Origin of the sequence: Chryseobacterium sp. T16E-39 (assembly GCF_002216065.1) — a bacterium.
Lineage (GTDB): Bacteria > Bacteroidota > Bacteroidia > Flavobacteriales > Weeksellaceae > Chryseobacterium.
This window is the reverse complement of record NZ_CP022282.1, coordinates 4,162,884-4,189,001: the sequence shown is the minus strand read 5'-3', so window position 1 is coordinate 4,189,001 and position 26,118 is coordinate 4,162,884. Positions and strand designations below refer to the sequence as shown.

Below are 26,118 nucleotides of genomic sequence, written 5' to 3'. Positions count from 1 at the left end.
TTTTAGAAACAATGTATACCACTACATATTACGAAAACGTTACCGGATAATAAGAGAAGTCGTATTTATTACTTCTCTTCTATATTTAATGTCATAAAGACTCTTCCAAATTTTACAATTATTTATGCAAATTATATTTTATCTTTATCTTTTTAAATATCCCACAAAAATGAAATATACAATCCTGTTAATGGGCACTTTTCTCTCTCAGCTGTGTAGTGCTCAATATCATTATCCAGCGACAGCAGAACATCCTGTAGTCAATGATTATTTCGGAACTAAAATTACTGATAACTACCAATGGCTGGAAGACATTAAAAATCCTGAGGTTCAAACATGGTTTAAAGCCCAGTCCGACTATACTAATTCTGTCATAGATAAAATACCTAACCGCGACGGACTTTTCAAAAGAATGAAGGAGGTACAGGAAATGGGAGGTGATTCCTATCGAAATATTACTCAAAACGGAAACACTTTCTTTTATAGCAAAGTGGTAAAAAATGCAAAACTTTCCAAGCTCTATTCAAAAGACGCAACTACCGGAACTGAAACGCTCATTTTTGACCCTGAGACCCTTGGAAAAAATACTCAGATAACAAGTTTCTCCGTAGATCCGGAAGGCAAAAAAATAGCAATCCTATTCTCCAAGTCAGGAGCCGAAGTATGTGAACTTAGAATATTAGATCTTACGACAAAAAAGCTGCTTAATGATTCATTGAGTCCTATCTGGAGTGAATTTAGTTATGAATTTACAGCAGATGGTAAAGCATTGATCTATACAAAAATGAGTACGGGAGATCTCAATAGCACCGACCTATTAAAAAATATGAAAGCGATGCTTCACCAGATAGGAACGAGTACAGATAAAGACATTGTACTTGCTTCGAGAGAGCAATATCCTGAGCTGAACATCCTACCTGAGCAATTCAGTGATGTTTCTTTTTCTGATGATTACAAATATATTATCTTAAGAATTACCTCAACAAAATCTGAAAATCCTGTTTTTTATGCTCCTTATTCCTCCATAAAGGATAAAAAAATAAACTGGAAGCTCCTGATGAAGCCTTCCGACGAAATTACAGAATATCACTTTGCTGGTGATCAGCTTTTCTTCCTTACTCATAAAGGCGCTCCCAACTACAAATTAGGAGTTACAGATCTTAAAAATCCAGATTATAATAATGCTAAAATTATTGTTCCGGAAAGCGGTAAAGTCATTACAGGAATTCATCATTCGAAAAATTATCTTTTCTATGCATTGAGTGATGGCATCAGCCAGGAAAAGAATCAGATTGACCTTAGAACTTTTGATATCAAAAAAATCCCTTTACCTGATGGGGTTAATACTTCGGGATCTTTAAACCGCAGACAAAGCGATGATATCCTATGCTATAATTTTGGCTGGCTTAGTCCTTATAATATTTATGAATACAACCCTTCCCAAGGGATTGTCTCAAAAAGCAAAAAATTTGATGTCAGTGGCAGTTATCCGGACTACAAAAGCTTATATGAAGTTAAAGAAGTAGAGGTTAAAAGCCATGATGGCGTAATGGTACCACTATCCATCATTTATCCTAAAAATATGAAAATGGATGGAAGCACCCCTACTTATATAACAGGCTACGGAGGGTATTCTATATCTTATGTCCCACAGTTCTCTACCCGGTTATCAGTGCTACTTGAACAAGGAGTAGTCATCGCAATTGCCCACGTAAGAGGTGGGGGTGAAAAAGGCGAAAGCTGGCATGAATCAGGGATGAAAACCAAAAAACCCAATACCTGGAAGGATTTTATTGCCTGTTCTGAATATTTAGTAAATCAAAAATATACTTCTCCATCAAAACTAATTGGTAATGGAATGAGTATGGGCGGTATATTAATAGGCAGAGCCATTACTGAAAGACCTGATCTTTTTGCTGTAGCCCTTGTGGAAGTAGGAATGACCAATATCCTTCGTAATGAAACAACCGCAAACGGACCTAATCAGATTCCAGAAGTAGGAACCATACAAAAAAGGAAGATATACAAGCCTTGATAGAAATGGATGCTCAGACAAAAGTAAAAAAAGGAGTAAAATATCAGGCTGTTTTAGTGCGTACGGGTATGAATGATTCGAGAATTGTACCGTGGATGCCTGCTAAATTTGCAGCAGCATTACAAAACAGTACAACTTCCGGCAAACCGGTATTGTTTGATGTAAATTATGAAAATGGACATTTTACCGGAGATCTTGATGTTACCTTCCGTGAGTATTCCAATATGTATGCTTTCGCCTTATGGCAGATAGGGCATCCAAAGTTCCAGCCCACAAAATAGCAACCGTATTTTTAGCGATATTGAAAATAAAAACTCACGAAAAATTTTCGTGAGTTTTATTATTTTAGATTAAAAAATTTCTTAAGGGTACGGAGCAATCTCCACTTCAAGTCCTTCCATTTCTTCCACCATATGCAGCTGGCATCCCAGTCTGCTGTTCTCTTTCACATGGAAAGCTTCTGCAAGCATTGCATCTTCTTCATCTCCCATTTCTACCAGTCCCGGATCATTGATCACGTATACCTGGCAAGAAGCACACATCGCCATTCCTCCACAAACACCAATTGTTCCTTCTTCTGCTAATTCATAGGAACGGATAATTTCCATTAAGTTCATGGACATATCCGTTGGCGCTACAACATCATGAGCGACCCCCTCCCTATCGGTGATTTTTATATTGATATCTGACATAATTTTGCAAAATTAGTCAATTTTTTTCACAACTGCCTTCTCTGCTTCTTTTCGGCTTCCGTCAAAACCATCTACTCCACTTACGGTGGTATATTTTAAAACGTATTTTTTACCTGGATTCAGTCTGTTGTAAACACTTTGGCACATCAGTGTCGCCTCATGGAAACCACATAGGATCAATTTCAATTTTCCCGGATAGGTATTGATATCCCCAATTGCATAAATCCCTTCAAGATTGGTCTGATAGTCTAAAGCATTGTTTACAACAATAGCATTTTTCTCAATATTCAATCCCCAGTTAGCAATCTCTCCTAATTTCGGTGTCAGTCCGAATAATGGAATAAAATAATCAGTTTCAAGATCATAAGCTTCTTCTCCATCTTTTACAATCGTAATCGCTTCAACCTTTCCATCACCCTTGATTGCTGTAACTTCAGCCGGAGTGATCAATTTTATTTTACCTTCATTCTTAAGATCCTGTACTTTTTCTACAGAATCCAAAGCACCTCTGAACTCATTTCTTCTGTGGATTAAAGTAACCTCACTGGCTACATTTGACAAGAAAATACTCCAGTCCAATGCAGAATCACCACCACCGGCAATCACTACTTTTTTATTTCTGAAATGTTCAGGCTCCTTGATGAAATATTCCAGACCTTTTTCTTCATAGTCAGCAATATTATCCATCGCAGGCTTTCTAGGCTCGAAAGTCCCTAAACCTCCAGCAATAGCAATTGCTTTAGCTCTGTGTACTGTTCCTTTGTTTGTAATCACTTCAAACCATTCGTCATCTACTTTGGTATAAGAAACCGCCGTCTCACCCAATGTAAATCCTGGCTGAAACTGCTTGATCTGTTCCATTAAATTATCTACCAATTCTCCAGCATTTACCGAAGGGTAACCCGGAATATCGAAAATAGGTTTTTTAGGATAAAGTTCAGCAAGCTGCCCTCCTGGCTGAGGAAGAGCATCTATAATATGACATTTCATTTTAAGCAAACCTGCTTCAAATACTGCAAAAAGTCCAGTGGGTCCGGCTCCTATAATCAATATATCGGTAGTAATCATAACAAAATTTAATTTTACATATAACTGCAAATTTACTAATTTTAACGCGAAGCTGATTTAATTGAGTCTAAATAAAAACCTGAGATTTATCAAATAACGGGAAAAACAGAATTTTTTAAATTTTGGCAGCGTTTTTGTAAAAACCATAACATGAAGAAAATCCTTACTATTATTGCGTTATTCGCATTCTATCTAGGTTTTGCCCAGATCGATAACATTGCAGATGGTGAATCCATTACTTTTAGAATCCATTACGGAATTTTAACTGCTGGAAACGCAACATTAACAACGCAAAAAACTACTTACAAAGGTATTCCACATCTTTATGTAAAGGGAACAGGGCAAACTTCAGGTGCTGTTAAAGCTTTTTTCAAGGTAGATGATTTGTATGAAAGCTTTATCAATACAGAAACAGGCCTTCCTAGTTTTTATGTACGAAATGTAAAAGAAGGAAGCTACCGTCAACATTTTGAAACGGTCTTCAACCATGATAATAACACCCTCATCCTAACAGATAAGAAAACTCCTGCCAATGGTTCTAAAATAATCAAATCAGTAAAAGGAGTACAGGATATGCTTTCCTGTTTTTATTACCTAAGAAGTCAAAGCCAGAGTGAATTAAAAGTAGGAACCGTAATTAACATGAATGTATGGATTGATGATGAAATGTTTCCTTTTCAGCTGAAGGTGGTAGGAACAGAAAATCTTAAGACAAAATTCGGAGTCATTAACTGCTTAAAAATAATCCCATCAGTAATTAGTGGAAGAGTATTTAAAGAAAAAGAAGGCGTGACTATGTGGGTTTCCAATGACGCTAATCACGTTCCTATGCTATTGAAAGCAGAACTGGCAGTAGGTTCTTTAAAAGCAAGTATTGATGATTTTAAAAATGTAAAGTATCCTTTAAAATTTTCTAAGTAAAAAATCGAGAAAATAGGATTAGAAAATAAAAAAAAGCCTCCGATTTAACCGGAGGCTTTTTATATTATAAAGTTTTAAACTGTTCTAAAGTTCTGATATCATTTTCAAAGAACATTCTGATATCACTCATCTGGTAAAGAAGCATTGTGATTCTTTCAATTCCCATTCCGAATGCATATCCTGAATATTTTTCAGAATCGATATTTACATTTTTTAGTACGGCAGGGTCTACCATTCCACATCCCATAATTTCCAGCCATCCTGTACCTTTCGTGATTCTGTAATCTGTTTCAGAATTTAATCCCCAATACACATCAATCTCAGCACTTGGCTCAGTGAAAGGGAAGAATGAAGGTCTCATTCTGATTTTAGATTTTCCAAAAAGCTCAGTAGTGAAGAACTGGATTGTTTGCTTTAAATCTGCAAAGCTCACATTCTCGTCAATATACAATCCTTCTATCTGATGGAAAATACAGTGAGAACGTGAAGAAATTGCCTCATTTCTGAAAACTCTTCCAGGAGATAAAATTCTAATTGGCGGTTGGTTTTCTTCCATGTATCGGATCTGTACAGAAGAAGTATGAGTTCTCAATAGAATATCCGGATTCTGTTCAATAAAGAAAGTATCCTGCATATCTCTTGCCGGATGATATTCTGGAAGATTAAGTGCTGTAAAGTTATGCCAGTCATCTTCAATTTCAGGTCCATCTGCTACAGCAAATCCAATGGATTTAAAAATCTCAATAATTCTGTTCTTTACAAGGTTGATAGGATGTCTTGATCCAAGCTCCAAGGGAAAAGCAGGTTTTGTAAGATCATCTTTTTCTACTATAATAGAAGATGCAGAAGCACTTTTCAAGTCTTCTAATTTTACAGCAATAGCCTGCTTTAAAGAATTAACCTTTTGCCCGAATTCTTTCTTCTGATCATTAGGAACTTCTTTTAATGTTTCGTAAAAATCGTTTAGAACTCCCTTTTTACCATTATACTTGATTCGGAAATTTTCGATTTCCTCTTTAGATGTAGTATTGAAGCTGTTTACTTCAATGAGTAGTTCTTCTATCTTTTCTATCATTATTTTACCCTTTCAAAATGTTTTGCAAAAATACGATTTTTCAGTTTAAAAACTTTCTTATTTTATCATAAAAAAATCTGCCCCTTATTCAGAGGCAGACTTCAATCACTTATTTCACTTAAATAAAAAAATTATTTCTTTTCTAAAGCTTTAACGTTGATCTGAAGAGTTACCTCATCTTTAATGACCCCGTTTTCAGCAGGAGCCTGGAATTTCACCCCAAACTCTTCTCTTTTAATATCTTTTGGCTCAGTTGCCACGCTGATCTCTCCTTCTTTTACAGAAACATTAGCCTTAAGCTGAAGAGGTTTTGTAATTCCTTTGATCGTCAGGTTACCATCTAACAAAGTATTATAATCACCTTCAGCAGCTGGTGTTACTTTAGTGATCTCATAAGAAGCTGTTGGGAATTTTTCAACTTCAAAAAAATCACCGCTCTTCAAATGTCCGTTTAGTTTTCCTAACTGATCAGCATCATCTTTCAAGTCTACTGACGTCAGAGAATTCATATCAGCAACGAATTTTCCACTTTCAAGTTTTCCATCTTTAACCGTAAGATCACCACTTTCAAACTTAATTGTTCCAAAGTGGCTTGTACTTTCAGATTTAAAAACCTTATATCCTTTCCATTCTATTTTACTATTTAAAGTATCCAATACATATTGGGCACCATCTTTTGTTGTTGCAACGTCATTACTCTCACTTGTAAGCGGTTTATCTTTTTTACAAGAAACAACCACAGCGGTAGCAAAAACGGCAGGGATAACGAAATAAAACAGTTTTTTTCTCATCTTTGATATTTATTTATTACGTTCGCTAAGATAATAAAAAAAATAATTCTTTTATAAAAATACTACATTTGTACTATGCTATTAGAGATAAACAATTTATATTTTTCCCATCGTAAAGATCAGCCCCTGTTTCAAAACCTCAATATGAGATTTGAAGAAGGTAAAATCATAGCATTGGCAGGCGAAAGCGGATGTGGGAAATCTACATTACTCAATTTAATTTATGGACTTTTAGATTGGGAAAAAGGAGAGATCATCTTTGACAATATCCCGCTTTTAGGGCCAAAAGGAAATCTTGTTCCCGGAGAGCCTGAAATGAAATTTGTCGCTCAGAATTTCGATCTTATGCCCTATTCTACAGTTGCTGATAACGTAGGAAAGTTTATTTCAAATATTAACCTGTCTAAGAAAAGCGAAATCGTAACTGAGCTACTGGAAGTAGTAGGACTGGAAGAATATGCTCAGGTTTTCCCAAAAAACCTCAGTGGAGGCCAACAGCAGAGAGTTGCTATTGCAAGAGCCCTTTCGGTTCTGCCTAAACTCCTTATCCTGGATGAACCTTTCAGCAACATCGATTTTCCCAGAAAAATAGAACTTCGTGAAAGGCTCTTCAGATATGTAAAACAACACAAAATTTCTTTAATTATTTCTACCCACGAACTTCAGGATATTATGCCTTGGGTGGATCAGATTGTAATTCTCCAAAACGGAAGATTAATTCAGAATACAAGTCCTGAAGAAACCTATAAAGATCCTTATAATGCTTACGTTGCCAAACTTTTTGGAGAGGTCAATATTTTCACTGAAAATGAAATGAAAGATTTTGGCATTCCTAAATTCTCTTATTACCCCCATGAAATAAAAGTTTCTGAAAGTGGTTTTGATGCTGAAGTACTCGAAAGCAGATTTGCCGGAAACCACTATTGGAATAAAATCAATGCTAACAATAGGGAGCTTATTGTTTATAGTAGTGATAAGCTGGAAAACCCTGTTAGGATCACTTTTGGTTAATGGGTAAAATGTAAAATGGCTGAAAGGCAAAATCGCAAAATTGCAGAATCGTTAATTTGCCAATGAATCGTTCAACAACAACCAATTTTACAGTTTTACAAATTAGCAGTTTCGCTTTTCAGCCATTTTGCCTTTTCACCCTCCTCTTAATTAACACATTTTATGACACTTATTGTTAATTTGTGGATAAAATTCCCCATCCCTTAAATTCGCTCTGAAAACTTTTCCTTACATTTGTGTTTCCACAGCATAAGGAAACTTTTGGTTAATTCTCTTTCTGCCTCCAGGACAAACATTAGCAGATTCCTGCAATCTAGTCTTTGAAAGATTACACTGTCCAATCTTTTCCTTTTTTTATGCTCTGTAAATAAAAAATGCGTCTTAAGACGCATTCATAATATATATAATCAAAATTTTTCTACGCTTTCTTTACAAACTCTGATTTCAGAGCCATTGATCCAAAACCGTCAATCTTACAGTCGATATTGTGATCACTATCAGGTCTTAAGCGTATATTTTTTACTTTAGTCCCCGCCTTTACTGGTTTTGGAGCCCCTTTTACCGGTAGATCTTTAATCACTACTACGGAATCACCGTCCTGCAATTCATTTCCATTGGAATCAAATATTTTCCCTGCATTGGCAGATTCTGAAGCCGCTTCTTCAGCATTCCATTCATAGAAACACTGAGAACAAACCGTCATATTATCACTGGGATAAGTAAATTCAGAACCACACTTTGGACAAAGAACAACATCACTCATATCTTATTTTTTTACAAAGGTAGGGCTTTTTGAATGATGGAATCAAGAGGGAAATTAAAAGTGGAAAGTTGAAAATGGAAAAGTGAAAGTGGAAAAGTGGAAAGAATGTTGCGAAATTTATTATTTCTCATTATTCTTTATTCTATGTTTATATTCTTTGTCCTATGTCCATCACTGCTTATCCATCATCCTCTCCACTTTCCATTTTCAACTTTCAACTTTCCATTTTCAACTCCCATTTTCATCTCTCCACTATAATTTGTACTTTTGCAGATTGAAAACAGGAGAAGCAATTATGGAACTTATTCACAGAAACTTAGCAATCGGAATTCACGATGCCCTACAGGAAACATTTTTTGAAAAAAACAAATACGCCGATAAAGTAATTGAAAGACTTTTGAAGGCACATAGAAAATGGGGAAGTCAGGACAGAGCTGTCGTTTCTGAGATTTTTTATAATATCATCCGTTGGAAGAAACGTTTGGAATACTATATGGGAGAAGGTGTAAAGCCTAACAACATTTACAAACTCATTATTGCCTATTTACTTTGGAGTAAAACAAATTACAAAAGATTTGAAGAATTCGAAGGGATAAAGATCGCTGATATTATTACTAAGCTGAAAAAAGATACCGTTCCAACTAAAGCGATTGAACATTCTATTCCCGAATGGTTAGCTGAAACTCTGGAAAAAGAATTAGGTTCTGGCTGGGAAAAAGAAATGAGAGCTTTAAACGAGCAGGCTCCAACTGTTTTAAGAGCAAATTCTCTAAAAACAACACCAAAAGAACTGATTTCAGATTTATCTGACGAAGGTGTAGTTTCTTTTACGGTAAGAAATTATCAGGACGCTGTACAATTGGAAGAAAAAAAGAATGTTTTCTTAACTACTGCTTTCAAAGAAGGATTGTTTGAAGTACAGGACGCTTCTTCACAAAAAATAGGATACTTTCTTGATGTAAAAGAAGGACAGCGTGTCGTTGATGCCTGTGCCGGAGCTGGTGGAAAAACACTTCACCTTGCTGCTTTAATGGAAAATAAAGGACAAATCATCGCGTTGGACATTTTTGAATGGAAGCTGGCCGAATTGAAGCGTCGCGCAAAAAGAGCGGGAGCACACAATATTGAAACCCGTATGATCTCTGATAATAAAGTAATCAAACGTCTTCATGAAAAAGCTGACAGACTTCTGATCGATGCTCCATGTTCAGGTTTAGGAGTTCTAAAAAGAAATCCGGACAGCAAATGGAAAATTGACCAGGACTTCATTGACAGAATTAAAATCGAACAACAACAAATCCTTCAGGATTATTCCAAAATAGTAAAAAAAGGTGGAAAAATGGTATATGCTACATGTTCTATTTTACCATCAGAAAATACAGGACAGGTTAAGGAATTTCTTAAAAACAATCCTGACTTCAAACTGATTAAAGATGAAAAAGTAATGCCTAGCGAAGGTTACGACGGATTCTATATGGCTTTGATTGAAAGACTGGCTTAAAGGTACATCCTAATATAAATTATAAAAACTACTCCACCTGCTGGAGTAGTTTTTTTTAAATCAATCCTTAATTTCAGAATATTTTTAAGAGAAAAGTTTTTTCATTAAAAAATATTTTTGTTTTCCTGTAACATTCTCACTATTCTGTGACACATATTCAGACAAAGTCTTTTTTTTTATTAACAGGTAGATATTGACACTAAAATCTATCTTTGTGATAAACCACGATCTCTATGTATAAAAGAATTTTATTCGGTTTCTTTTCTTTCCTGTTTTGTATTACGTATGCGCAGACCTACGAAATCCAATACACAAGCTCTTATAATGGAAAAATACAGACCGAACAATCACCTACTTTTATCTGGGTGAATGAAAAAGAAAACTTCATACTCAATAACTCAATCAGAGAACAAAAAAGTAATTTTCCGTTTGAGATCACCCAAGTGGAAAAACCATCCAATACAGTTGTTTCTTACGCTTTTTTAAATCCCGGTGAAACTATTTCTACATCGGACAAAGAATCGGTAAGCAAACAGACTTTTGAACTGACCAATGAAACTAAAAAAATACTGGGCTACACTTGTAAAAAAGCGATCACTAAAATAAATTCCAACACCATTGAGGTGTGGTATACCAATGATCTGAAAATAAGTGGTGGTCCCTCAACATTGGGACAAAACTTAGGACTGGTTTTAGAAACCGAAAGAAATAAAAATTCATTGATTACTGCAACTTCTATTAAAAAAGTAAAAAAAACAAATATTGAGAATATCATAAAAGGAGCTATCCAGGATACTGATATTCTAGGATATAAAGACCTTCTGTGGAAAAGCAGATTTACAACATTGAAAATCTTTGAAAATGAAACGATTAATTTTTCGGATGAATCAAAATCAGATGAAAAAATAAGGAGATTTGCCAATGGAACCATCATTCTAAAAAAAGTAAAATTCCCTAAGATATCAGATGGTGAAAACATTTTCGTTGAATTAAAACAACAATCCAATGGAGATGCTTATGACAGGACAGGAACTGTATTTTTCATTCCACAGGATAAGTCTCAATCTTTTTTTGATGGCCTGGAAAAAGGAGCAAAGACACTTCCGGTTTATGAAAATGGAAATGGAAAACAATACTATGGCATCACTTCTACTGAAAACTACGATCCCAGTATTGAAATGATGCGTTTTTTTACGGCCTTTGGGATTCAGAAGTTTAATCATATCCAGCTAAAAGGAAAAGACTGGCAAACAATCAGCCCGTTCCGTCAGGATATTACGGATCTTAAACCCTCTTTATCAGAAAAGGAGCTCTGGATCGGCACTTTTATAGGCAACTATGACAAGGGCGGACATAAAGTGAGCCTTGAAATCACTCTTCATAAAAGTGATCAGACCATTAATAAAAATAATATTGCTCTTCCCCTATTCAATTCTGTAAATATTATGGAAATGGCAGGCCAGGACTACTCTACCATGTTTGATAAAGACAAAGGACTTTTAGTGGAATTCACCCTGAAAAAAGAGGTGAAAAATGCACAATTAAGATATATTACAACAGGTCATGGCGGATGGGAAAATGGAGATGAATTTGTACCAAAACTAAACTCTATATTCCTGGATGGAAAAATGACATTCTCTTTTATACCCTGGAGGACTGACTGCGGATCCTATAGACTGTACAACCCTGCTTCAGGAAATTTTCCAGACGGACTTTCATCGTCAGATTTAAGCAGATCGAACTGGTGCCCGGGAACAGTCACCAATCCTGAATTTATTCCTTTGGGAGATCTAAAAGCAGGTAAACATACCATTCAGATAAAAATTCCTCAGGGACCTACCGAAGGGACGAGTTTCAGTTCATGGAACGTTTCGGGAGTTTTATTAGGGATTCAATAAAAACAAAACCTTCTCGTGATATTAATCACAAGAAGGTAAAAACACAAATGATGAAAAAAAATTATTTCGAGCCACAAAGTAAAAGTAAAAATTCATATAATTAATTACCATATATTAATAAATATCCCATTTTAATTTCGTATGTAATTCACCACTATTTTTTCTTGTGAAAAATATCAATCAAAATCACGCTTATCATTTGAAATAATTAATATTTTTAACCAAATAAAACTAATTGATTAAAAATATTAACTTATATCTAATTTATGTTTTCTTTTTTAAATTACAATTCTACTTTTGCTTCTAAATAAATGATAAAAAATGTGTGGAATCGTATGTTTGTTTGATGCAAAACAAAAAACCGAAATATTAAGACCGCAGGTCTTAGAAATGTCAAAAAAAATCCGTCATAGAGGTCCGGACTGGAGCGGTGTTTTTCAAAATGAGAAAGTAGTATTCTCCCATGAAAGACTTGCCATTGTAGATCCTACTTCAGGAAAGCAGCCATTATTTTCCAAAGATGGAAATATCGTTTTGGCTGTAAATGGAGAAATCTATAATCATAGAGAATTAAAAGAAGAATTTCCCGATTATGAGTTTCAAACGCAATCAGATTGCGAAGTTATACTGGCCCTTTATGAAAAGTACGGAAAAGATTTTCTTGAAAAACTAAATGGTATTTTTGCCTTCTCACTCTATGACATCAAAAATGATGTTTACCTTATCGCCCGCGATCATATGGGAATCTGCCCTCTTTATCAAGGGTGGGACAGAAATGGAAACTACTATGTTGCTTCTGAACTAAAAGCTCTGGAAGGGGTATGTAAAACAATAGAACCCTTTCTGCCCGGCCACCTGATCTACAGCATAGAAGGAAATGAACTCCAACAGTGGTACACAAGAGACTGGACAGAATTTAACGATGTAAAAGATAACGAAAGCGACATTAAAAAGATCAGACAAGGTCTGGAAGAGGCTGTCCACAGGCAGTTGATGAGTGATGTTCCTTATGGTGTATTATTATCTGGAGGTTTAGATTCTTCAGTAATTTCGGCCATCACAGCAAAATACGCCAGACAGAGAATCGAAAGTGGCGATACCCAGGAAGCATGGTATCCCAGATTACATAGCTTTGCAGTAGGTTTAGTAGGTTCACCTGATCTTGTAGCCGCTAAAAAAGCAGCTGACCACATTGGATCAGTTCACCATGAGGTTAACTTTACGGTTCAGGAAGGATTGGATGCTATCCGTGATGTCATTTACCATCTTGAAACGTATGATGTAACAACCGTACGAGCTTCCACTCCTATGTATCTCCTAGCCAGAGTGATTAAATCTATGGGAATTAAAATGGTACTGTCCGGAGAAGGTTCTGACGAGTTGTTTGGCGGATATCTATATTTCCATAAAGCACCTAATGCAAAAGAATTCCATGATGAAACCGTAAGGAAATTAGGAAAACTCCATCTTTACGATTGTTTAAGAGCCAACAAAGCATTAATGAGCTGGGGAATTGAAGGTCGTGTTCCTTTTCTGGATAAAGAGTTCATGGATATAGCCATGACGATAAACCCAAAAGATAAGATGATCAACACTGTCGAGGGGAAAATTGAAAAATGGATCCTTAGAAAAGCATTTGAAGACCTCCTTCCGGAATCTATTGTCTGGAGACAAAAAGAACAGTTTTCAGATGGTGTTGGATATTCATGGATCGACACTTTACGAGAGGTTGCTGAAAAAGAGGTCACAGATGAAATGATGGTCAATGCAAAATTCAGATTCCCGCTGAATACCCCACAAAACAAAGAAGAATACCGATACCGTACTATTTTTGAAGAACATTTTCCAAGTGAAACAGCAGCGGCAACGGTTCCTTCGGTCCCATCAGTAGCATGTTCAACGCCTATTGCCCTGGAATGGGATGAAGCATTTAAAAAGATGAACGACCCAAGCGGCAGAGCTGTAAAAGTACACGAAACTTCTTATAGGGAATAAATAAATTAAGACTCCCTCATTTGATTTTTTAATCGTCAAAATACAATATTCAGGTCTAATTCTCAGCTCCCCGATTGGCCATCTAAATTTAAAAATTTATTAATCCTGTAGCAATACAGGATTTTCTTTTGAATAAACAGCAATAATATCAGCAGATTTTAACCGACAATCAAAAATAGTATCTAATAAATAATTATATTTGGAAAACGAAAAAATCAATTTTATAAAATGAGAAGAATCATTACTATCTTTTTTGCTTTATTATCCATAAATTTTGCTTTCGGCCAAGGGAAATTTGGTAAATACCTTAACTCAAAAAAACTTGCCTTAACTTATAAGACTGTAAAGGATAACGAAAAAGAAAACTACTATCAACAATATTACTGGTTAGCAAAAGCTGAACAATTAAAAACATATCCACACCTTAAGGATATAAAACCAGTTGTTTTATATGAGTTTGTAAAGAAAGTAAATCCTCAGAATCCAACAAAAAAATTAGATGCAAGAGGTAAAGAATTAAGAGAAACTGCAGAATTATCTTTAAATCAGTATTTCAAAAATAAAAATTTCGAAAACAATGCAGTATTAATGTACAATCTTGAAACGTATGTAGATCCTTCTCAAGGTGAATATTTTACAAAAGTAGATCCTGAAAAAATCAAAGAACTGGTACCAAAAGAATTATTTGCCTTCAATTCTTTAAACAGAAAAACTCAGGAAGAGGTTACCTACTACCTTTGGATAGATAAGAAAAAGGATGATTTTAATATTGTAGATATTATTCCAAAAGAGGATGACAAGAAATTCTATGCTTCTTTAAAACAATACCTTCCCAACTACAAGTTTTCAAAATATGTTCCTTCTGTAAAAAAAGGAAATAAGACAGATAAAACAGATGTTGATTTTTATTACATTATGCCTTTTGAACAAAACACTGATAACATTGAATATAAGACCACAGATTTCAAAACTTTTATTCTAAGCCAGTACCGAAAAGCCGGGGATGAATGGAAAGGAGTAGAAAAAACCAGAAAATAAATGAAAAAGTCCTGTGAAATCTCACAGGACTTTTTTAATTTTATAGATATTTCTTTATCTAAAGAACAGATTCTATTCAATTTTAATATATAAATTTTCCTGTCCCCCTTCAAATCAACCGGAAGTTATCATATACTTATTATTAATGGATTCAGTTGTATAAAGATCCTAGCTGCTATAAAATGTCTGAGACCAATTCATCCATAACGTCAATTAAGAAAATCCTTCCCCTGATTCTTGCTACCGCTATTTTCATGCAGATGCTGGATTCAACGATTCTAAACACCTCCCTGCCTTCCATAGCAAAAGATCTTAAAGAATCACCTCTCAATATGCAGAATGCGATTATCAGTTATGTTTTAACATTAGCTGTTTTTATGCCTGCAAGTGGTTTTTTGGCTGACCGATTTGGAACAAAGAGAGTTTTTATTTTTTCGCTGGTCCTTTTTAGTTTGGGTTCTTTATTTTGTGCATTATCCCAAAATCTTACCCATCTCGTTATTTCACGAGTGATCCAGGGAGTTGGAGGAAGTTTAATGACTCCGGTTGGAAAATTAGCATTAATTAAAACTTTTGATAAAAATGAATTATTAAAAGCAATGAATTTTGCCATTATCCCCGCACTTATCGGACCTGTATTGGGGCCTCTCGTAGGAGGTTATATGGTAGATTACCTCTCCTGGCACTGGATATTTCTTATTAATATTCCTATTGGAATCCTTGGAATTATTTTGGGGATTAAATTTATGCCCAACTACAAATCAAGTGATGTAGATTTTGATTTAAAAGGATTTATGATTTTCGCTGCAGCCTCACTTCTGCTTTCTATTTCACTGGAGCTTTTCGGAGATCTGCAAAATACGACTCCCGTGCTTTTGGTTTTCATTCTGGGATTTTTGTTTCTTTATTATTACTATAGACACGCAAAAAGAGGTGGAAATCCTATTTTTCCATTAAATTTATTTCAGGTTAGAACTTTCCGTGTCGGAATTGTTGGAAACCTTGCCACCCGGCTGGGGATAAGTGCCGTACCTCTATTACTTCCCTTAATGATACAAATTGCCTACAAACAATCTGCAGTTACTTCGGGTTGGATTGTTGCACCAATGGCATTAACAGCCATATTTGGCAAATCTTCAGTTATCAAAATTTTAGATAAATTCGGTTACCGCCAGACATTAATGGTCAACACCTTTATTATCGGAACATTGATCTGCCTGCTTGCTATTCCGAACATTCATACTTCCTTATTTTGGTTTATTCCGATCATTGCTGTTTTAGGATTTTTCAATTCCATTCAATTTACCTCGATGAATACGATTTCCATCGCTGACTTACGAAACTTCCAGACCAGTAGTGGAAATTCTCTGATATCCGTCAATCAACAGCTTGCGATAGGTTTTGGGATTGCTTTTGGTCTTATTGTATTAAAAATATTTGAAAGCACAGACCTCATCAAAGGAGAAATACATAATGCATTCCGTTACACATTCCTCACAGTTGGTATCCTGACAATATTATCAGGTTTAGTTTTCAGAAGACTTCATATTTCAGATGGAAAAAATATGCAATCTAAAGAGTAACTTATTTATATTCAGTAATTAATACTTAACACCACTTACCCTCGTCCGAACTTATCACAGGTCAATGCAATTGATCTTAATCTGCTCTATTTTTGTTCATATAAAAAATCAACATTATGATGACAACTAAAAAAGTAGAAATGGTGGTATCACCAAAACCTGCTCATTTTGTAGGTGATGGCTTTAGAGTGCACAACTTTATACCAGGAGCATCAGGATTGGATATGAAAAGAATGGATCCTTTCATTATGCTCGACTATAATTCAAAATTTCATTTCAACGGATCAGAAATACCAAGAGGTGTAGGTGTACACCCACATCGAGGTTTTGAAACCGTAACAATAGCTTACCAGGGGAAAGTGGAACACCACGACAGCTCAGGCGGAGGGGGTGTGATCGGACAGGGAGATGTTCAATGGATGACCGCAGCAAGAGGAGTTCTCCATAAAGAATACCATGAAAGAGAATGGTCTAAAACCGGAGGAATTTTTCAGATGGTACAGCTTTGGGTCAACCTACCCGCTAAAGATAAAATGAGTAAACCAAAATATCAGGCTATTAAAAGTTCTGATATGAAGATAGTAGACCTTGGCGAAAATGGATTGATCGAAGTGATCGCAGGAGAATATAATGGAAATACAGGTCCTGCCTCTACTTTCACTCCTGTACATATGATGAATGCCAAATTAAAAACTGGTGGAAAAGCCGAATTTCATTTTCCTGCCAACTACAATACTGCAGCTCTTGTGATTGAGGGAAGCATTATCGTAAACGGAAATGAAAAAGCAAAAACGGATCATTTGGTGTTATTTGAAAATCATGGGGAAGCATTCGTTATTGAGGCGAGTGAAGATGCAATTGTATTGATCATCAGTGGAGAACCTATCAATGAACCGATATTTCCTCACGGCCCTTTTGTAATGAATAACAGAGAAGAGATCATGCAGGCTTTCGAGGATTTCAATACCGGAAAGTTTGGATATTTAGAAGATTAAATCAACTGTTAAGCAATAATTAAATAATCTTAATCTGTAGCAGGTTATTTAATTATTGCTTTTTATTACCTTTAACATTATACTTTTTAAAGTAGAACCCAAAATTTAGACGATGAAGCCAGAGTTTGAAAATATTCCCGTTGTAAAAAACGAATCCAAGAACAGATTTGAAATAGAAGTGAACGGGCACTTCGCATTTATTGATTATCGCGAAACAGAAAATCAGATCATTTTAGTTCACACTGAAACGGAACCAGAATTAGCAGGAACCGGAGCCGCCGTGGCAGTTGTAGAGAAAACATTAAGTTATATTGAAGACAGCACCAAAAAATTACTTCCATTCTGCCCCTATGTTTTTGCTTACATCAAAAAACACCCTGAATGGAAACGTATCGTTGACAAAGAGTTTGAAAGATATGACCAGCTTTAATATCTGAAAAAACAATAAAAAATTTAATTAAAGAACATCAATCCTAAAAGAACACATTATTTATGTCAAATATTGGACTTATTATAGAAGAGAAAGCTGCAGATATAGGAAATTTCTTAGTCGGAAGACTTTTACCTTTCCGTGAAAAAAGAGCAGTTGGCCCCTTTGTATTTATTGATCACATGGGACCTTCAGAGTTAAAAGATTATCAAAATCTTGACGTTCCCCCGCATCCTCATATCGGACTATCAACATTAACGTATTTGCTTGAAGGATCTATTTTCCATCGTGACAGCATTGGAAGTGCAATGGAAATAAAACCCGGAGCTGTTAACTGGATGACTGCAGGAAAAGGTGTTGTTCATTCTGAAAGAACTCCTGAATATTTAAGAGATACAGATAAAAGATTGCATGGCTTTCAGATCTGGGTGGGGCTTCCAAAGCATCTGGAACAGAGTGAGCCTACTTTTCATCACACAGAAGCAGATGAGCTCCCGGTTTGGGAAGATGGTGAAATTCATTATAAACTCATTGCAGGAGAAGCCTTCGGAAAGAAATCTCCGGTTCCCGTTCACAGCAAGTTATTTTTCATTGAAATTAAAACTAAAACAGCTCAGAAAATAAGTATTGGAAAAGATCTATATGGTGAAGCTGCCATGTATGTTTTGGACGGAACAGTAAATATTGAAGGAAATACTTATGGTTCAAAACAATTGTTAATAGCTAAGGACACTAAACTTTGCGAATTCGAAATGAGCGAAAATGCTACCGTGTATCTTTTCGGAGGTGAACCTTTTGAAGATGAACGGTTTATATTTTGGAATTTTGTAAATTCGGATAAGGAATTAATAGACCAGGCAAAAGTGAACTGGAATGATCAGAACCATGATGCATTTCCTTTGGTCCCTGGAGATGAAAAGGAATTTGTTCCACTTCCAAAAGCAGTCCTGAATAGAAAATAAGTAAGGATCAGAGCCAATAATTTAAAGCAACCCATGAAAATATTAGCATTTGCAGGAAGTACTTCTTCCACCTCCATCAACAGAGAACTGGTAAAGTTTGTTTTGAAAGATTTTCAAAATGAAGAAATCAATTTAATTGATCTTAATGATTATACCATGCCCGTTTTCTCTGTAGATCTGGAGAAAAAAGGTTTCCCGGATGAGGCACATCAGTTTTTGCAAAGAATCGAAGACTGTGATGTTATTGTATGTTCCCTTGCAGAACACAACAGATCATACAGCTCTGCATTTAAAAATGTTTTTGATTGGGCCTCAAGAATCAACGTTAAGGTTTTCCAGAACAAGCCCATGTTTCTGATGAGCACTTCCCCTGGTGGCTATGGAGGCGGAAATGTAATGAATACCGCAAAAACCTTCTTCCCGCAATTTGCAGCAGATATTAAAGATACCTTTTCATTACCTAAGTTTTATGAAAACTTTGATCTGGAAAGTGGTGTCATCAATCCTGACATGCTTAAAGAGCTGACTGAGAAAATTGAAAATTTCAAAAACCAGATTAAAAACTGATGACTAAGGGAAGACTGGAAGCATTCAGTGATGGCGTACTCGCTATTATCATTACCATTATGGTACTCGAACTTAAGGTACCGGAAGGTGATAGCTGGGCGAGTCTGAAACCTATCATACCGAAGCTTTTAGCCTATATCTTCAGCTTTATTTATGTAGGAATTTACTGGAATAATCACCATCATCTGTTTCAGGCTGCAAAAAAGATTAACGGAACCATACTTTGGGCCAATTTACATCTGCTTTTCTGGCTTTCACTAATGCCTATTGCAACAGAATGGATTGGCAATACACACTTTGCTAAAAATCCGGTTGCTGCTTATGGCATCGGATTGATCATGTGCGCTATAGCATATACGATCATGGAAAATTTAATTGTCCGGTGTGAAGGAGAAAATTCAAAGTTAAAAGAAGCAATACATTCTAAATTTAAAGAATATATTTCAATTTTATTCTACGTAACCGGAATAGCCACTTCATTTTTTTATCCTTATATTGCTATCTGTTTTTATTACATTGTTGCTCTTATATGGCTGATTCCGGACAGAAGAATCGAAAAATTACTAAAAGAAGAATAATATGGAAACACACGAATATAACAACGGCGATCTCGCAGTGATATGGATGCCGAAAAAATGTATCCATTCCACCATGTGTGTAAAACTGTTGCCTAAAGTTTACAATCCAAAAGACCGACCTTGGATAAAAGTAGAAAATGCAACTACACAGGAACTTATAGATCAAATAGAACAATGCCCTTCAGGAGCATTAAGTTACAAATTCAATACTGAAAAATAATGGGCGTAACCGTAAAAGCAAGTTTAGGAAAAACAAAATATTATACGGAAGTAATAGCCGGCGAAAACACGATCATTACAGACGAACCCATTGATAAAGGTGGACAAAATAAGGGTTTTAACCCTTTTGAAATTCTGGCTACTTCACTGGCAAGCTGTACCGCTGCTACTTTAAGAATGTATATTGACCGAAAAGAATGGGATGTGGAGAAAATCAATGTAGAAGTTGATCTTGAAAACTATCCGCTTACCAAAAGGGCTGTCTTTCAAAGAAACATTAGCTTTGAAGGAACTAATCTGGATGAAGAACAGTTGAAAAGGCTTCATACGATTGCTGATGCCTGTCCGATACATAAAATACTAACTAACGATATAGAAATACTAACCAAATTCTCATAATATGATAGAGGTAAAACAAAACAACGACGAAAAACACGGAAGTTTTGAGGCTTTCATAGACGGAAACCGCGCAGGACTTATGACCTATACCTGGGCTGGAGAAGAAAGATTCATTATTGATCACACAGAAGTAGAAGAAGATTACAACGGCAAAGGCGTTGGTAAGGAAATGGTTTTAGCGGCGGTAGATTTCGCAAGAAAGCAAGGCAAAAAAATAATTGCCCTTTGTCCTTTTGCGAAAGCTACTTTCCAGAAAAACGAAGATCTGCAGGACGTCGTAGTCTAGCCAATGAAAAATATATTTTACAAACCTTTCAGGGATCTATCCTGAAAGGTTTTTCTTTTTTATCAGAACATAAAAAAACTATATTTGTAAAATTTTAATTACAGAAAATATGTCTCCAATTATATTATTGTCCATTATCGTTGTATACTTCGCACTGCTTCTTTGGGTAGCTTATAAAACAGGTAAAGGAAGTGATAATGAAAGTTTCTTTATCGGAAACAGAAAAAGTAATTGGATGCTTGTTGCTTTTGGAATGATTGGGACTTCCCTTTCAGGCGTAACTTTTGTAAGTGTTCCCGGAGCAGTTGGAAAAGACAGCTTTTCCTATTTACAAATTACTCTGGGTTACCTTATTGGTTATATTACTGTTGCATACGTTTTACTGCCGCTCTATTACCGCCTTAAACTTACCTCTATCTACGGCTATCTTCAACAGAGGATGGGTCAGCTGTCCTATAAATCAGGAGCATGGATATTCATCGTTTCTAGATTAGTAGGTGCAACAGCCAGATTATACTTGGTGGTCAATATCCTGCAGGTTACCATATTGGACAGTTTAGGCGTTCCGTTTATTGTTACCACTTTGATTATTCTTGCCATGATTATCCTTTACACATACGAAGGAGGGGTGAAAACTATTGTATGGACAGATACTTTACAAACGTCATGTATGCTTTTAGGGTTGATCATTTGTACAGTCTACATGCTGAATCATTTAGATTTAAGCGTAGGGCAAAGCTTAACAGCAATGAGTGATAAAGGCTATACCAAGATATTTGAAATGGATTTTAATTCTCCCGGTTTTTTTGTAAAACAGATTCTTGCAGGGGCATTTATTACCATTACAATGACCGGAATTGATCAGGAAATGATGCAAAAAAGTCTTTCCGTGACTAAACTTAAAGATTCCCAGAAGAATATGGTTACCCTTGGATTCATCTTGTTGGGGGTAATTTCATTATTCCTTTATATGGGAGGACTTCTGTATCTGTTTGGAGAAAGCCAGGGAGGACACCTTACCGAAATCATCCAGGATGGAATTCCTAAAAAAGAATTTCTTCTGAATGGTAAGGATATTTTTGGAGATAAAATCTTTCCTGAAGTCGCACTGAATCACATGCCGGGCTTTATCTCCATCATATTCATTATCGCATTAATTTCGGCATTATTCCCAAGTGCAGATGGAGCTATGACAGCCCTTACTTCTTCTTTATGCATCGATATTTTTGGGATGAAAGAAAAGAAGGATTGGACGGAACAGAAGAAGGAAAAATTCCGTAAAAACATACATCTTATCGTAGCATTTTCCTTCCTTGTCATGGTCGTTATTTTTAAAATGATTAATGACAATTCCATGATTGGTTTGATCTTAAAACTTGCAGGATTTACTTATGGACCACTTTTGGGGCTTTTCGCTTTTGGTATTTTTACAAAATATAAAGTTGAAGACAAACTTGTTCCTTACGTCTGTATTGCAGCACCCATCATATCTTATTTCATCGATAAATATCAGGCAACTATTTTCGGGAATTTCAAAATAGGTTTGGAATTATTAATCATCAATGGATTGCTGACATTCCTCGGATTATGGCTGATCAGAAAGAAATAATTTAACTCACATCAAAAACAAAATATAATAAACATGAAAAAAATTATTCAACTTTTATTCGGGTTGTTAGCTTTCAGTTTTCTATCTGCACAGGATAACTTCGAAGTTTCAACGTTAAGAATAGGGCCTTATAAGGTATTTATGAAAAGTTCGGAGATTGAAAAATTTTCCGGAGAAAGATTAAGGCTAACGAATGGGGAATATAAGAATTCCGTAAAGTATAACGGCGAAACCATTATGATCAGTACCACTCAGGAATATGACAATAACGGAAAGGAAACCAATGGTTATAGCATATACGGCATCTCTACCACCAGTAAAAAATTTAAAACCAAAAGTGGTATTGGAGTGGGAAGCACAAAAGATGATATCATCAATGCCTATAAAAATTATCCGAGTTACAGTGCATACACCGGATGGGACGATAAAGGCAAGCCTGTAAAAAATGAAAGTTACTTTGTACTGAATGATACAGATGCATCCACAATATTATCTTTTAAAATGATTAATAATATTGTGATAGAAATCTCAGTATCCCTTAACGAAGGTTGTTAAAAGGTTTAATTGTTTAAATAATTCAAAATCCGGGTCTTATATCCGGATTTTTACATTTTTATAAGCCATTAAAAAATCGTAAATTCGCGTGCAAATAAATCAGATATAATGAGTAAAAGTATTGAAGAGTTAAAATCTCTTGCTACACAAATCAGAAGAGACATTTTAAGAATGGTTCATGATGTTAATTCAGGACACCCAGGCGGAAGTTTAGGATGTACAGAATTCTTCACAGCGCTTTATGGAAAAGTACTGAACTATCATCTTCCTTTCACTATGGAAGGTAAAAATGAGGATCATTTCTATCTTTCAAATGGTCACATTTCACCGGTTTTCTACTCTACATTAGCTAGATTTGGATTTTTCCCGGTTGAGGAATTGAAAACTTTCAGAAAGCTAAATTCAAGATTACAGGGTCACCCGACTACTCATGAGGGATTACCTGGAATCCGTGTTGCTTCCGGATCTTTAGGACAAGGACTTTCTGTAGCTTTAGGTGCTGCTTTAGGTAAAAAATTAGATGGTGACAAATCTTTGGTTTATTCGCTTCATGGAGATGGTGAATTACAGGAAGGACAAATCTGGGAAGCTTTAATGTTCGCTGCAGCTAAAAAAGTAGACAATATCATTTCTACGATAGACTATAATGGTCGTCAGATCGATGGTGATACTGATGATGTATTAAGCTTAGGTGATCTACATGCTAAATTAGAAGCATTTGGATGGACTGTATTAGAAGAGAAAAACGGAAACGATCTTGAAGCTGTAATTGCTATTTTAGAGAGAGCAAAAGCTGAAACAGGTAAAGGAAAACCAGTTGCAATAATGCTTCATACCGAAATGGGTGCCGGAGTAGATTATATGATGGGAAGCCACGCTTGGCATGGTAAAGCTCCTAATGATGAGCAGTTGGAAACAGCATTCAAACAACTTTATTTGGAAGCTCCTGCAGATTACTAATATCTTAGATGATCACATTTATTAAGTTTTTCATGAAAAAATTCATCTTAATCTGCTTACTAACATTTTTTGTTTTAGGTACTGCACAGGAAAAGAAAATTTCATTTGCTAAAGTATTTAATTATCAAATGATTGATAAGAAAGCTCCTTTGCTTACTTTGAAGATGTTTGCAAGTAACAATAATGAATTTCTTACCCGTTTGAACATCAAGGATGTTCCAATGTATTACTATACTGATGCATTAGGAACAACAGCTGTTTCATTAGAAATGAACAGCCGTCTTGCCGGTTCAGGTTTGAGCGCATTAATGTATTTGGGCTATAATAGCTATGGCGGGTATGGAGAAAAGGAAGAGTATACCCTTGAGGCAAAAAAACTGGATACAAAAGAAACCATTCTAGGCATTCCATGTTCTCATTACATGATCAATTACCGGTCAAAAGATGGCACAAAAAAGGAAAATGAGGATTTGAAGCTGTGTATTGATGATCGCTCATCAATTAATAATATGTTTGTATTTAGCGGACTTTTGAATCAATACCTTCCGGGTATCAAAATGAAAAGCTCAGGTTTAAGCGGTCTTATTTTAAAAGCAGGTCCCGAGAAAACTTATGATAAAGAATATTTTATACTGGAATCTATAAAAGACTCCAAGGATCAGGTATTTTTTGATCATAAAAAAGCAATGACAGACCAGCAAAGAAAACAGGATTCTATCATGATTGCCTATAAAAAACAGGAAGAGGAATATGCAAAAAATGACTCTGTATATGCAGCAACCGATGCTACAGCAGTGGTAGCCGATTCTGCAGCAACAGCTGCTATAGATCCATATTCAGATCAAACCTATTATTATATTCCGGATTATACCTCTGAATATAAAAAAGCTCATGACGAGGATGGCAGTTTAGCAATTACCAATATCCCCAGTGAAAATCTTTGGAAAGGATTGCCTAAACACTGCAAAAATTTCGAAAAGGATCTTCCCATTTTTAAGCTTAAAGAAGTAAGAGGACATTTGCGAAATTATGTAGGCCAGATGTGTGATATGTACCTTACACAATCCGCTGGTCATAATGTAGGCATTAAATTAACCCTGGACGAAATAAGACGTGAGGTTCTTTATCTCAATACCATTCAGGAAAAACTCGATCAATCTGATAAAAAGAAATTAAATAATTATTTAAAAAATCTAGATTAAAAAAATAAAAATGAAATATACATATACAGAAAAAAAGGATACACGTTCAGGATTCGGAGCCGGATTAGCTGAACTTGCTGATAAAAATCCAAATGTTGTAGCGCTTTGCGCAGACCTTATCGGTTCTTTGAAAATGGAGAAATTCATTGAAAAAGCACCGGAAAGATTCTTCCAGATAGGAATTGCAGAAGCCAACATGATTGGTATTGCTGCAGGTCTTAGTATCACAGGAAAAATTCCTTTCACAGGAACTTTTGCGAATTTCTCTACTTCAAGAGTATATGATCAGATTCGTCAGTCCGTAGCTTATTCAGGGAAAAATGTAAAGATCTGTGCTTCGCATGCTGGTCTTACATTAGGAGAAGATGGAGCGACTCACCAGGTATTGGAAGATATCGGTATGATGAAAATGCTACCGGGAATGACGGTAATCAACACCTGTGATTACAATCAGACAAAAGCAGCAACTCTCGCTATTGCTGATTTTGAAGGTCCGGTATATTTAAGATTCGGAAGACCTGTGGTTCCTGTATTCATTCCTGAAGACATGCCTTTCGAAATTGGAAAAGGAATTATGTTACAAGAAGGAACAGATGTAACCATTGTTGCAACAGGACACCTGGTTTGGGAATCTCTTGTAGCTGCAGATGAGCTTGAAAAAGAGGGGATCTCTTGCGAAGTGATCAATATCCATACTATTAAGCCGTTAGACGAAGAAATCATCTTAAAATCAGTAGAGAAAACTGGTAAAATTGTAACTGCTGAAGAGCACAACTATTTAGGAGGTTTAGGAGAATCTGTTGCAGGAATGCTGGCAAGAAAAAGACCAACAAGACAAGAGTTTGTTGCCGTAAACGATACTTTCGGAGAATCTGCTACTCCGGCTGAGCTTATGAAGAAATATAAGATTGATTCTGCAGCAGTAAAAGAGGCAGTAAAAAGAATTTTAGACAAGTAATTTTCTTACAATATATTGTAAAAGCAT

At 35.6% G+C, this 26,118-nt stretch carries 27 protein-coding genes; 22 read left to right on the top strand and 5 right to left on the bottom strand.

Going from position 1 to position 26,118, the window contains the following annotated elements:
* Nucleotides 1–169: 169 nt before the first annotated feature.
* Both CEY12_RS19045 and CEY12_RS22770 read left to right on the top strand, forming a co-directional pair.
* Nucleotides 170–2,035 (top strand): prolyl oligopeptidase family serine peptidase, encoded by a 1,866-nt coding sequence (locus tag CEY12_RS19045; protein WP_262484858.1) that lies wholly within the window; start codon nt 170–172, stop codon nt 2,033–2,035.
* Between the two features lie 5 nt (nt 2,036–2,040).
* Nucleotides 2,041–2,316 carry a prolyl oligopeptidase family serine peptidase gene (locus CEY12_RS22770; protein ID WP_262484857.1) on the top strand — a complete coding sequence of 92 codons (276 nt, stop codon included), beginning with the start codon at nt 2,041–2,043 and terminating at the stop codon, nt 2,314–2,316.
* Nucleotides 2,317–2,397: 81 nt separating this feature from the next.
* On the opposite strand, the gene CEY12_RS19040 is transcribed toward CEY12_RS22770, so the two are convergent.
* Both CEY12_RS19040 and CEY12_RS19035 read right to left on the bottom strand, forming a co-directional pair.
* Nucleotides 2,398–2,727 carry a 2Fe-2S iron-sulfur cluster-binding protein gene (locus tag CEY12_RS19040; RefSeq protein WP_089029176.1) on the bottom strand — a complete coding sequence of 110 codons (330 nt, stop codon included), beginning with the start codon at nt 2,725–2,727 and terminating at the stop codon, nt 2,398–2,400.
* A gap of 12 nt (nt 2,728–2,739) precedes the next feature.
* A complete protein-coding gene (locus tag CEY12_RS19035) occupies nt 2,740–3,795 on the bottom strand; it encodes an NAD(P)/FAD-dependent oxidoreductase (protein ID WP_089029175.1) in 1,056 nt (351 codons plus the stop codon).
* Nucleotides 3,796–3,945: 150 nt separating this feature from the next.
* Here CEY12_RS19035 and CEY12_RS19030 point away from each other — a divergent pair, with 150 nt between their 5' ends.
* Nucleotides 3,946–4,716, top strand: coding sequence for a DUF3108 domain-containing protein (locus CEY12_RS19030; protein ID WP_089029174.1), 771 nt, complete (start codon nt 3,946–3,948; stop codon nt 4,714–4,716).
* A gap of 64 nt (nt 4,717–4,780) precedes the next feature.
* On the opposite strand, the gene pheS is transcribed toward CEY12_RS19030, so the two are convergent.
* On the bottom strand, nt 4,781–5,791 hold the full coding sequence (pheS, locus tag CEY12_RS19025) for a phenylalanine--tRNA ligase subunit alpha (RefSeq protein WP_089029173.1): 1,011 nt from the start codon (nt 5,789–5,791) through the stop codon (nt 4,781–4,783).
* 131 nt (nt 5,792–5,922) lie between these two features.
* Nucleotides 5,923–6,582, bottom strand: coding sequence for a YceI family protein (locus tag CEY12_RS19020; RefSeq protein ID WP_089029172.1), 660 nt, complete (start codon nt 6,580–6,582; stop codon nt 5,923–5,925).
* A gap of 75 nt (nt 6,583–6,657) precedes the next feature.
* On the opposite strand from CEY12_RS19020, the gene CEY12_RS19015 reads away from it, so the two are divergent.
* Entirely contained in the window at nt 6,658–7,593 is a 936-nt protein-coding gene (locus CEY12_RS19015) for a sulfate/molybdate ABC transporter ATP-binding protein (protein WP_089029171.1), read from the top strand.
* Between the two features lie 418 nt (nt 7,594–8,011).
* Here CEY12_RS19015 and CEY12_RS19005 read toward each other — a convergent pair whose 3' ends face one another.
* Nucleotides 8,012–8,356, bottom strand: coding sequence for a zinc ribbon domain-containing protein YjdM (locus CEY12_RS19005; RefSeq protein WP_089029169.1), 345 nt, complete (start codon nt 8,354–8,356; stop codon nt 8,012–8,014).
* A 295-nt stretch (nt 8,357–8,651) separates the two neighbouring features.
* Here CEY12_RS19005 and CEY12_RS19000 point away from each other — a divergent pair, with 295 nt between their 5' ends.
* The 18 genes from CEY12_RS19000 to CEY12_RS18915 all read left to right on the top strand — a co-directional run bounded on the left by CEY12_RS19000 (nt 8,652) and on the right by CEY12_RS18915 (nt 26,091).
* A complete protein-coding gene (locus CEY12_RS19000; RefSeq protein ID WP_089029168.1) occupies nt 8,652–9,857 on the top strand; it encodes an RsmB/NOP family class I SAM-dependent RNA methyltransferase in 1,206 nt (401 codons plus the stop codon).
* A gap of 233 nt (nt 9,858–10,090) precedes the next feature.
* Nucleotides 10,091–11,755, top strand: a complete 1,665-nt coding sequence (locus CEY12_RS18995) for a GLPGLI family protein (protein ID WP_089029167.1) — start codon at nt 10,091–10,093, stop codon at nt 11,753–11,755.
* A gap of 321 nt (nt 11,756–12,076) precedes the next feature.
* The gene (gene asnB, locus CEY12_RS18990) at nt 12,077–13,750 is read left to right on the top strand and encodes an asparagine synthase B (RefSeq protein WP_089029166.1); all 1,674 of its coding nucleotides are present in this window, start codon (nt 12,077–12,079) and stop codon (nt 13,748–13,750) included.
* Between the two features lie 228 nt (nt 13,751–13,978).
* Nucleotides 13,979–14,788 carry a hypothetical protein gene (locus CEY12_RS18985; protein WP_089029165.1) on the top strand — a complete coding sequence of 270 codons (810 nt, stop codon included), beginning with the start codon at nt 13,979–13,981 and terminating at the stop codon, nt 14,786–14,788.
* Between the two features lie 182 nt (nt 14,789–14,970).
* Complete coding sequence (locus CEY12_RS18980; RefSeq protein ID WP_089029164.1) at nt 14,971–16,371, top strand: MFS transporter; 1,401 nt, start codon at nt 14,971–14,973, stop codon at nt 16,369–16,371.
* A 119-nt stretch (nt 16,372–16,490) separates the two neighbouring features.
* Complete coding sequence (locus tag CEY12_RS18975) at nt 16,491–17,366, top strand: pirin family protein (RefSeq protein WP_089029163.1); 876 nt, start codon at nt 16,491–16,493, stop codon at nt 17,364–17,366.
* Between the two features lie 112 nt (nt 17,367–17,478).
* Nucleotides 17,479–17,796, top strand: coding sequence for a GNAT family N-acetyltransferase (locus CEY12_RS18970; RefSeq protein ID WP_089029162.1), 318 nt, complete (start codon nt 17,479–17,481; stop codon nt 17,794–17,796).
* A 62-nt stretch (nt 17,797–17,858) separates the two neighbouring features.
* A complete protein-coding gene (locus CEY12_RS18965) occupies nt 17,859–18,758 on the top strand; it encodes a pirin family protein (RefSeq protein WP_089029161.1) in 900 nt (299 codons plus the stop codon).
* Nucleotides 18,759–18,791: 33 nt separating this feature from the next.
* The gene (locus tag CEY12_RS18960; RefSeq protein WP_089029160.1) at nt 18,792–19,325 is read left to right on the top strand and encodes an NADPH-dependent FMN reductase; all 534 of its coding nucleotides are present in this window, start codon (nt 18,792–18,794) and stop codon (nt 19,323–19,325) included.
* Entirely contained in the window at nt 19,325–19,903 is a 579-nt protein-coding gene (locus CEY12_RS18955; RefSeq protein WP_089029159.1) for a TMEM175 family protein, read from the top strand. Before CEY12_RS18960 ends, CEY12_RS18955 begins: the two co-directional genes overlap by 1 nt.
* 1 nt (nt 19,904) lies before the next feature.
* Nucleotides 19,905–20,123, top strand: a complete 219-nt coding sequence (locus tag CEY12_RS18950; RefSeq protein ID WP_089029158.1) for a (4Fe-4S)-binding protein — start codon at nt 19,905–19,907, stop codon at nt 20,121–20,123.
* Nucleotides 20,123–20,521, top strand: a complete 399-nt coding sequence (locus CEY12_RS18945) for an OsmC family protein (RefSeq protein WP_089029157.1) — start codon at nt 20,123–20,125, stop codon at nt 20,519–20,521. The genes CEY12_RS18950 and CEY12_RS18945 overlap by 1 nt, the downstream gene beginning before the upstream one ends.
* 1 nt (nt 20,522) lies before the next feature.
* Nucleotides 20,523–20,807 carry a GNAT family N-acetyltransferase gene (locus CEY12_RS18940; RefSeq protein WP_172821049.1) on the top strand — a complete coding sequence of 95 codons (285 nt, stop codon included), beginning with the start codon at nt 20,523–20,525 and terminating at the stop codon, nt 20,805–20,807.
* Between the two features lie 109 nt (nt 20,808–20,916).
* Complete coding sequence (locus CEY12_RS18935) at nt 20,917–22,416, top strand: sodium:solute symporter (RefSeq protein ID WP_089029156.1); 1,500 nt, start codon at nt 20,917–20,919, stop codon at nt 22,414–22,416.
* A gap of 33 nt (nt 22,417–22,449) precedes the next feature.
* Nucleotides 22,450–22,971 carry a hypothetical protein gene (locus CEY12_RS18930; RefSeq protein ID WP_089029155.1) on the top strand — a complete coding sequence of 174 codons (522 nt, stop codon included), beginning with the start codon at nt 22,450–22,452 and terminating at the stop codon, nt 22,969–22,971.
* Between the two features lie 105 nt (nt 22,972–23,076).
* The gene (locus CEY12_RS18925) at nt 23,077–23,931 is read left to right on the top strand and encodes a transketolase (protein WP_410493971.1); all 855 of its coding nucleotides are present in this window, start codon (nt 23,077–23,079) and stop codon (nt 23,929–23,931) included.
* 32 nt (nt 23,932–23,963) lie between these two features.
* Nucleotides 23,964–25,133: a hypothetical protein gene (locus CEY12_RS18920; RefSeq protein ID WP_157676854.1), complete on the top strand. Its 1,170-nt coding sequence runs from the start codon at nt 23,964–23,966 to the stop codon at nt 25,131–25,133.
* Between the two features lie 10 nt (nt 25,134–25,143).
* A complete protein-coding gene (locus CEY12_RS18915; RefSeq protein ID WP_089029152.1) occupies nt 25,144–26,091 on the top strand; it encodes a transketolase family protein in 948 nt (315 codons plus the stop codon).
* Nucleotides 26,092–26,118: the final 27 nt, after the last annotated feature.

What these genes read in the sequence shown, in the direction of transcription:
- CEY12_RS19045 (WP_262484858.1), top strand. Translation starts at nt 170, where the DNA reads ATGAAATATACAATCCTGTTAATGGGCACTTTTCTCTCTCAGCTGTGT.
- CEY12_RS22770 (WP_262484857.1), top strand. Translation starts at nt 2,041, where the DNA reads ATGGATGCTCAGACAAAAGTAAAAAAAGGAGTAAAATATCAGGCTGTT.
- CEY12_RS19040 (WP_089029176.1), bottom strand. Translation starts at nt 2,727, where the DNA reads ATGTCAGATATCAATATAAAAATCACCGATAGGGAGGGGGTCGCTCAT.
- CEY12_RS19035 (WP_089029175.1), bottom strand. Translation starts at nt 3,795, where the DNA reads ATGATTACTACCGATATATTGATTATAGGAGCCGGACCCACTGGACTT.
- CEY12_RS19030 (WP_089029174.1), top strand. Translation starts at nt 3,946, where the DNA reads ATGAAGAAAATCCTTACTATTATTGCGTTATTCGCATTCTATCTAGGT.
- pheS (WP_089029173.1), bottom strand. Translation starts at nt 5,791, where the DNA reads ATGATAGAAAAGATAGAAGAACTACTCATTGAAGTAAACAGCTTCAAT.
- CEY12_RS19020 (WP_089029172.1), bottom strand. Translation starts at nt 6,582, where the DNA reads ATGAGAAAAAAACTGTTTTATTTCGTTATCCCTGCCGTTTTTGCTACC.
- CEY12_RS19015 (WP_089029171.1), top strand. Translation starts at nt 6,658, where the DNA reads ATGCTATTAGAGATAAACAATTTATATTTTTCCCATCGTAAAGATCAG.
- CEY12_RS19005 (WP_089029169.1), bottom strand. Translation starts at nt 8,356, where the DNA reads ATGAGTGATGTTGTTCTTTGTCCAAAGTGTGGTTCTGAATTTACTTAT.
- CEY12_RS19000 (WP_089029168.1), top strand. Translation starts at nt 8,652, where the DNA reads ATGGAACTTATTCACAGAAACTTAGCAATCGGAATTCACGATGCCCTA.
- CEY12_RS18995 (WP_089029167.1), top strand. Translation starts at nt 10,091, where the DNA reads ATGTATAAAAGAATTTTATTCGGTTTCTTTTCTTTCCTGTTTTGTATT.
- asnB (WP_089029166.1), top strand. Translation starts at nt 12,077, where the DNA reads ATGTGTGGAATCGTATGTTTGTTTGATGCAAAACAAAAAACCGAAATA.
- CEY12_RS18985 (WP_089029165.1), top strand. Translation starts at nt 13,979, where the DNA reads ATGAGAAGAATCATTACTATCTTTTTTGCTTTATTATCCATAAATTTT.
- CEY12_RS18980 (WP_089029164.1), top strand. Translation starts at nt 14,971, where the DNA reads ATGTCTGAGACCAATTCATCCATAACGTCAATTAAGAAAATCCTTCCC.
- CEY12_RS18975 (WP_089029163.1), top strand. Translation starts at nt 16,491, where the DNA reads ATGACAACTAAAAAAGTAGAAATGGTGGTATCACCAAAACCTGCTCAT.
- CEY12_RS18970 (WP_089029162.1), top strand. Translation starts at nt 17,479, where the DNA reads ATGAAGCCAGAGTTTGAAAATATTCCCGTTGTAAAAAACGAATCCAAG.
- CEY12_RS18965 (WP_089029161.1), top strand. Translation starts at nt 17,859, where the DNA reads ATGTCAAATATTGGACTTATTATAGAAGAGAAAGCTGCAGATATAGGA.
- CEY12_RS18960 (WP_089029160.1), top strand. Translation starts at nt 18,792, where the DNA reads ATGAAAATATTAGCATTTGCAGGAAGTACTTCTTCCACCTCCATCAAC.
- CEY12_RS18955 (WP_089029159.1), top strand. Translation starts at nt 19,325, where the DNA reads ATGACTAAGGGAAGACTGGAAGCATTCAGTGATGGCGTACTCGCTATT.
- CEY12_RS18950 (WP_089029158.1), top strand. Translation starts at nt 19,905, where the DNA reads ATGGAAACACACGAATATAACAACGGCGATCTCGCAGTGATATGGATG.
- CEY12_RS18945 (WP_089029157.1), top strand. Translation starts at nt 20,123, where the DNA reads ATGGGCGTAACCGTAAAAGCAAGTTTAGGAAAAACAAAATATTATACG.
- CEY12_RS18940 (WP_172821049.1), top strand. Translation starts at nt 20,523, where the DNA reads ATGATAGAGGTAAAACAAAACAACGACGAAAAACACGGAAGTTTTGAG.
- CEY12_RS18935 (WP_089029156.1), top strand. Translation starts at nt 20,917, where the DNA reads ATGTCTCCAATTATATTATTGTCCATTATCGTTGTATACTTCGCACTG.
- CEY12_RS18930 (WP_089029155.1), top strand. Translation starts at nt 22,450, where the DNA reads ATGAAAAAAATTATTCAACTTTTATTCGGGTTGTTAGCTTTCAGTTTT.
- CEY12_RS18920 (WP_157676854.1), top strand. Translation starts at nt 23,964, where the DNA reads ATGAAAAAATTCATCTTAATCTGCTTACTAACATTTTTTGTTTTAGGT.
- CEY12_RS18915 (WP_089029152.1), top strand. Translation starts at nt 25,144, where the DNA reads ATGAAATATACATATACAGAAAAAAAGGATACACGTTCAGGATTCGGA.